This window comes from Methanospirillum sp., from assembly GCF_028679455.1.
In the GTDB taxonomy this organism is placed as follows: domain Archaea; phylum Halobacteriota; class Methanomicrobia; order Methanomicrobiales; family Methanospirillaceae; genus Methanospirillum.
Genome location: NZ_JAJRBM010000394.1, coordinates 1 through 7,109 on the forward strand (window position 1 = coordinate 1; position 7,109 = coordinate 7,109).

Genomic DNA, 7,109 nt, shown 5'->3' on the forward strand with positions numbered 1-7,109 from the left:
ATCTACGACCAAGTCCTACTGCCTATGATCCCAGAACACGGCCTTGGTATATTCTTGCAAAAGAACATCCCGGACGGGTTGTTCGAACAGATCCCTATCAATCAGTAACCTCTCCGGATCTCAATATTGGGATTGATACTGCGATGGTCCTTCCCAACGGCACAGTATCCGGAGTCATTGGAGCTGATATTACTCTCGTTGATCTAACAAAATACGTCACTGAATTTAATTTTGGAAGGGATGTTCAGATTGTCATGGTAAACGAAACAGGAACCGTCCTGGCTGCCAAAGATCCTTCTCTTCTGTATAACAATATCTCCCGTGTAACCGGGAATCAGACAACAACTCTGCTCCAGTCTTCTGAAGGAATGCTTGCACTTCCCCAGGCATACCTGATCTATTATACCTCTCCTCATCTCGGATGGAAATATGCGGTAATAATTCCATTTTATCAAATTGAGAAAGAATTGTCAGAATCCATTATCACGATTCTTATCTTTGTATTCGTGGCTTTAATCCTTCTGAGTGTCATCACTCTTTTGGCCCTTAACCATACGGTTATTAAACCAATCTCAACTCTAACCTCTATCGCGACAAATATTTCAGAAACTGGTCAGTTAAATCATTCCATTCCAACGAATATTGAAGGTGAAATCGGTGAGTTGTCAAAATCATTTAATTCGATGATCACCGCTATCAAATTAAGGGATGAAGCTAACCTCAAGGCAAATGACGAGTTATCACAGTACCGGGATCATCTCAGCGAGATAGTAAGAGAACGAACCTCCCAACTTGAGACCGCTAATCTACAACTACAGGATCAGAGAGATGAATTAGAGCAGATAAATTCCGAGTTACAAACGGCCAAGCAACGAGCCGAAGATATGGATCGATTGAAGTCAGCCTTCCTTGCAACGATGTCTCATGAACTGAGGACCCCGCTGAATTCGATAATCGGATTTACCGGTATCATACTTCAGGGTTTGGCCGGACCACTTACAACCGAACAGCACAAACAGTTGAATCTCGTGAAGCATAGTGCAGCCCATCTTCTCGCCCTCATTAACGATGTGCTTGATATCTCAAAAATTGAGGCTGGTGAATTAAAAATATCAAGAGAACCAGTTGATATTGTCCCTTCAATTATATCTGTGATAAAGACGATTCAGCCACTTGCAGACCAGAAAGGACTGATAATTGAGACTGATCTCCGTGTAAAAGAAGCATTTGTCATTGGAGATCAGCGAAGAATTGAGCAGATAATTTTAAACCTATTGAGCAATGCAGTTAAATTTACCGACACTGGTAGTATACAGATCAATAACCGGGTTGAGAATGATACTGTCTTTATTGCGATCCGTGATTCTGGAATCGGGATTAACCCGGAAGATATCGACACATTATTCCAGCCATTTCATCAGATTGACACAGGTACAACCCGGAAACATGAAGGTACCGGACTGGGATTATCAATCTGTAAAAAATTGGTCCAACTTCATAACGGTACTATCACGGTAACAAGTGAGGTAGGAAAAGGGAGTACTTTCACTCTCTCTTTCCCTGAAAAAAGGAACGACAGTAATTAAGCAATGAATATCAGATGTAATTACTGGGATTGACAGGGGTCTGTGCTTGGTTGGACATCTTTAAACTCCAGGCCATAATTTTTGATTAGAAATGAGCGAACCTTCTCTGAATATACCCATCCCAGATCGATCTGAGATACACAGGCATCTATCTTGTAGATTGCCCCCATAATCTTTGCACTAGATGTCGCTGGGAGATCTTCACATGCACTCATTATTATCGTAAGAGGATTTCTGATCTGATCCCCTATGGTTGCCATCTGATGGATGTTATTGTTTATTTGGGATAGTGCCCGATTCAATTCAATCATATTTTTCTTACGTATGGTGATGTCCCGGTAGATCGATAAACAGAATTGATTCCCATTTTCCTGATAGAGGTGTGAACTGATCTCAACCGGGACAATGACTCCATCTCTGTCCCTGAATGCTCCCTCATAGGTAAGATGTTTTTTTTCCGTGAGTTGTTCTTTTGCTCCCTGTGAATCATCAGTCACTACGTCTGATACAATATGTGAATCATCTCTTCCGATAAGTTCCTGTTTTGTATACCTCAAAAGGTTACATGCGATCTCATTCACCTCGCAGATTGTACTGATTTGTCCGTCTGATGAAAGGTTGTACAGGATAATTGCATCATTGGCATTTTCAAATAAGTTCCTGTATCTCTCCTCGGAATGATTGAGATCTCTGATTACCGTTTCAAGTTCTGAAACCTTTTTTTCTAACTGACGGATTAAACGCTGATTATGTTCTGAGAGATATTCTTCCTCTTTAAGGTCAATACCTTCTGGTTTTCCTGTTTTTATCTCTGAAATATTCCGGAGTATCCCGGTTATAATGGTGATGAACTCTTCAGGTTCGGTTGGCTTGATTATGTATCTATCTGCTCCCAGGTTTAGTGCAAATTCAATATCTTTCTTTTCAGTATAGGCTGCAGTATAAAAAACAAAGGGAATATGTTGATATTTTGAATCAGTTTTGATCTCTTTGCAAAATTGAAATCCGTCTTTTCGTGGAAGGAGGATATCAGATATGATCAGATCTACCGGGTTATTGTTAATTTTTTCAAGCGCTTCTACACCATCCTCTGCAGAAATAACCTCAAAACCATTGCATACCAGAATTTTCTCAAGAAGGTAGCGGTTCGCATACTGATCATCAACAATTAATACTCTCATTATCTGCCCGCCTTTGAGGAAAATGAACCCGAATCTGATCGATAAATGTTTCCGGGTTTATTGGCTTTTCGATATAATCGGTGGCTCCTGCTGCAAGTATCCTCTCACGATCACCAGACATGGCATATGAGGTAACTGCAATAATGGGAATAGTTTGGATCTCTGGTGAACTTCTTATAACTCCGGCAATTTCATAGCCATCCATACCTGGAAGTTGAATGTCAAGAAGGATGATGTCTGGTTTCATTTCATGAGCTAGGCGAATACCATCCTGACCATTTAATGCTTCTATTGCTGTGAACCCATTACTTTCTAAGAGAAAGCGAATCAGGTACATATTCTGCTCATTATCTTCAATTACCAGAATTTTCATAATATCTTCCAGATCTGAAGAGCCCGCAATTACTATCCAGACAAAACCCTATACTGAACCAAGGTTAAACTCTCCGAAATCACTATGGTGTGTTCATAGTGATCCCTGACATAATGGCTATTGGATTAAGAAGGGATATATAGATTGGGTTGGGGTCGGATGACACAGTCTTGCATACGAGTATGGTCCAAATTATTCTGAAATTTATTCCGAACATTTGCATATTTATGATGGATTTATTGTTCCTCTGATTTGGCATATCTGTTCTTTAAATGCTTTGCAAGGAAGCATCTGACTTTTTCTGAGTAAAGATACCCTTTATCCAGTTGATTGATGAGATCATCAATGAGGAGAACCTGTTCATGAAGGATCCTCTTTTTATCTCCTTCTAATTCTTCAGAAATAAAGTCCATTATCGTAAGAGGATTTCGGATCTGATCATTTAATACTGCAAGCGTTTCGAGATTTTGATCTATCTGAACTAATGCCAGGGATATCTTCTCTTCTGCTTCCTTTCTTTCTGTTATATCACGACTAACACCAATTATCTCAACAACATTTCCATTTTGATCCTGGACAAGGGTTGTGACAACTTCTGTAGGAACAATTGATCCATCTTTGCATGTTTGATAAATCTCAGTAATCTGAACCCTTTCTGACTCTTCACCAGCCATAAATTGTGAGATTCGTTGTGGTAAGGCAGTTTCTACGAGTTGATATGATTCTGGTGTGAGCATCTCCTCAAATGACTGACTGATAACTTCTTCAGGAGTAAAGCCACGAAGTTTATAGACTGAAGGGCTGATATATCGAAGTTTTTGAGATGCAAGATTATATATCCAGATCACATCTGCTGAGTTTTCTGATATTACCTGATATTGGGCATTTCTCTCATTAAGTGCGATTTCCCCTTCTTTTTCATGGGTAACATCACGGTTACTTGATCTTCTTCCTAGGTTTTCACCGGAGGGGAGTATAATGGACTGGCATATATGGTGAATCCATCTTACCCCGCCATCACGATGAATAATCCTAAAATATATTGAGATGGGACAATCATGTAGACATCTGGTTTGGTTGTGTTCTTCCCACATTAGTCTGTCCTGGGGATGCACAATCTCTGATAACAGGTTTTTATGAGTGTAAAATTCTTTAGCAGAATACCCGGAAATGCGTAAACACGATGGAGAAATGTAGACATATTCACCTGTAGGATTCTCCCAAAGTTCCCAGTCATAGGTATAATCCGTAAGAATTCGTAATTTATCCTCACTAATTTTAAGCTGGGTGTATGCATTTGAGAGTTCATTGTGAGTTTTCTGGAGCGCTAATAATGTTATATCACGTTCGGATTCAGCTTTTTCAATGGTTTTCCAGATCTGTCGCGAGAGAATAATTATCATGGCGGCAATGAATGCCATAGAGCTAAGAGCGATGATCCCTGACCAGAATACCGGATTTACCGCCGATGAGCGAGTAACAAGTACTGAAAAAACCCAGCCCTCAATCAACACAGAAAGGAGTACGGTCGGAAGAAAGGTTCTTAAAAGTTTTGCCTGGATTGAACTTCCAAAAAAGGATACTCCAAGAGTGGTATCATTTTTTCTCAGCACAATAAGAGCAGATCCTCCAATGAAAAAACCCAGGCCGGTTGTCAAAGCAACGGGGACTCCTGTTCCACCATAGAGAAAAGGGGTCTGATACCAGTAACCTACTACCACAATTAGACCAATAATTGAGATTATTACTGCGAGAATTGAAGATAATTCCCGAATTCGTGTATTGCGGCTCAATCCCGTCCACAATGAGAGACAATAGAGGACAAAAACACCTGCAGTTACTGAGGAGATTTTTCCAACCGGTATTCCTGCTATTTCATCTTCACCGTGAAAAAACCAGGTATTGAAGTCTGGAAGTTGCGATACAAAAATCTGAATCAGGCTGATAAAACTAATAACAAAAATGATTGCAGATCCGATAATTATTATTCGCCGTTGATTTTTTGAATTCAAAGATAGATCCTGAATTATTAGCAATATTGAAAGAAGCAAAAAGAGCAGGGCCGTAAGTGGTGCCATAGGGATATAGCCAGGGCCAAAGCCCAGAAATTTCCATTCTCCCAGAAAATATGCTGTCAGAGTTATTGTTGAGATAACAATAATGAGGATCGAAGAGAGAAAAACCGGTTTCATTATCTGTAATTTCACATCTGCCAATGCATGATATGTCCAGGAATATTCGGACATATCATCTATTACCGTTTCTCATGTATAAATAAGTGAGTAGCATTCCAATCTTTAACATAAAGGACCTTGAGACTGTTATCAGGATGTTGAGGTTGTCTAGTGAGAAGATTCGCACTGAACACCCTCCCTCGTTGAGAGGGATTCTTATCAGAAACCCTAAATCATATCAGGGATTATTTGATAGGATTCACATCTGTGATACATTGTTTTCTGATAATCCATGACATCTGATATCGCCATTCTCAATAAAGAAAAAGAAAAAACGGCTATCTTTTCTGTCATTTCGAATACCTTTCTCGTTGTGATGAAACTGGTCGTTGGCATTGCTCTTGGCTCGGTAAGTATCATCTCAGAAGCAATCCACTCAGGAATGGATCTGCTTGCATCATGTATTGCCTATTTTTCAGTCCGGAAATCCTCCGAAGCTCCGGATGAGGAACATGAATTTGGTCATGGTAAATATGAGTCATTTTCAGGATTGATTGAAGCACTCCTCATATTCGTTGCCGCACTTCTGATCATCCATGAAGCATACGTCAAATTAGTCGAACCATCATCAGAACCGATGAATCAGACACTCATGTTCGCGGGTATTGCGGTCATGGCGATTTCAGCAGGAATGAATGCCTTCGTCTCTGCACGGCTTATGAAAATTGCCAAGAAGACTGAATCTATCGCACTGGAAAGTGATGCCTGGCACCTTCGCACCGATGTCTATACTTCAGCCGGGGTCATGATCGGCCTTATCCTGATACAACTTACGGGAATTATCATCCTCGATTCTCTTGTTGCAATAGTAGTCGCCCTGGTCATCATGAAAGCAGCGTATGAACTTACGGTAAAATCATGCAAGGACCTAACCGATTACCGGCTCACTGATGATGAAATTTCAAGGATCACCAGGATCATCTGTGAACATCAATCAGATTATGTCAATTTTCATGGACTTCGAACCAGACGTGCCGGCCCGGAAATATTTATTGATCTTCACCTGGTCGTCGATAAGGACATTTCAGTAGAACAGTCTCATGATCTGGCAGACCATCTCGAAAGCGATCTGAAACTCGAATTTCCCCGGGCATGCGTCACCATTCATGTTGAGCCAAATACCGGTGAGAATGCGATAAAACCTTCAATATGTGAGACTAATCCGGAAAAAAAAGAGTAACATCAGAAGAGATCATCAAAGAATGATCTCTTTTTATGATGTTTCTTGTTCGAATCATGGTCATGATAATCGTGATCATGATGGTGATCATGGCCACTGTCAGAGAATCTGCCAGGAACTGAACCAATTACCCCTCCAGATCCACTTGAACCCTGCATGGACTGACCAATTCCGCCACCATTAAGCAGTTGATCGAGTTTTCCCTTTTCAAGCCAGATTCCTCTGCATTGAGGGCAATAGTCGATTGAGACTGATAATCGTTCTCCCATCAAGAGATCAACATTACAAACCGGACACTTCATATTCACGATCGTAACATCTAAGATTGCTGGAGAGAAATGGTTTCTCTCATCACGCACAGAGGAATTTATATGAAAAAATTATGGCTTTCAATTATGGTAATCGTGGTAATCTCCGGTTCTCTTCTCATTGCCGGATCCTAAACAGAGAGGTTTTGATCACTAATTCGTGATTCGAAAATTTACTATTCTTCACCATACTTGCCTTTTGACAAATTAGTTCTGCAAAATAAACGGTTCAATTATTATCATATGA

General features: G+C 40.3%; 6 protein-coding genes. 2 read left to right on the top strand and 4 right to left on the bottom strand.

Annotation, left to right across the window (positions count from 1 at the left end; translation table 11 throughout):
• Positions 1-1,586, top strand: a 1,586-nt coding sequence (locus LUQ50_RS13355; protein ID WP_300040471.1) for a hybrid sensor histidine kinase/response regulator, incomplete at its 5' end; no start/stop codon positions are given.
• Positions 1,587-1,606: 20 nt separating this feature from the next.
• On the opposite strand, the gene LUQ50_RS13360 is transcribed toward LUQ50_RS13355, so the two are convergent.
• From LUQ50_RS13360 to LUQ50_RS13370, 3 genes are all read right to left on the bottom strand, one after another.
• On the bottom strand, positions 1,607-2,767 hold the full coding sequence (locus tag LUQ50_RS13360) for a response regulator (RefSeq protein WP_300040473.1): 1,161 nt from the start codon (positions 2,765-2,767) through the stop codon (positions 1,607-1,609).
• Positions 2,748-3,140, bottom strand: a complete 393-nt coding sequence (locus LUQ50_RS13365) for a response regulator (RefSeq protein WP_300040475.1) — start codon at positions 3,138-3,140, stop codon at positions 2,748-2,750. The genes LUQ50_RS13360 and LUQ50_RS13365 overlap by 20 nt, the downstream gene beginning before the upstream one ends.
• 236 nt (positions 3,141-3,376) lie before the next feature.
• The gene (locus LUQ50_RS13370) at positions 3,377-5,347 is read right to left on the bottom strand and encodes a PAS domain-containing protein (protein WP_300040477.1); all 1,971 of its coding nucleotides are present in this window, start codon (positions 5,345-5,347) and stop codon (positions 3,377-3,379) included.
• Positions 5,348-5,606: 259 nt separating this feature from the next.
• On the opposite strand from LUQ50_RS13370, the gene LUQ50_RS13375 reads away from it, so the two are divergent.
• Positions 5,607-6,554, top strand: coding sequence for a cation diffusion facilitator family transporter (locus LUQ50_RS13375; RefSeq protein ID WP_300040479.1), 948 nt, complete (start codon positions 5,607-5,609; stop codon positions 6,552-6,554).
• A gap of 2 nt (positions 6,555-6,556) precedes the next feature.
• Here the strand turns inward: LUQ50_RS13375 and LUQ50_RS13380 are convergent, their stop codons facing one another.
• Complete coding sequence (locus LUQ50_RS13380; RefSeq protein WP_300040481.1) at positions 6,557-6,856, bottom strand: zf-TFIIB domain-containing protein; 300 nt, start codon at positions 6,854-6,856, stop codon at positions 6,557-6,559.
• Positions 6,857-7,109: the final 253 nt, after the last annotated feature.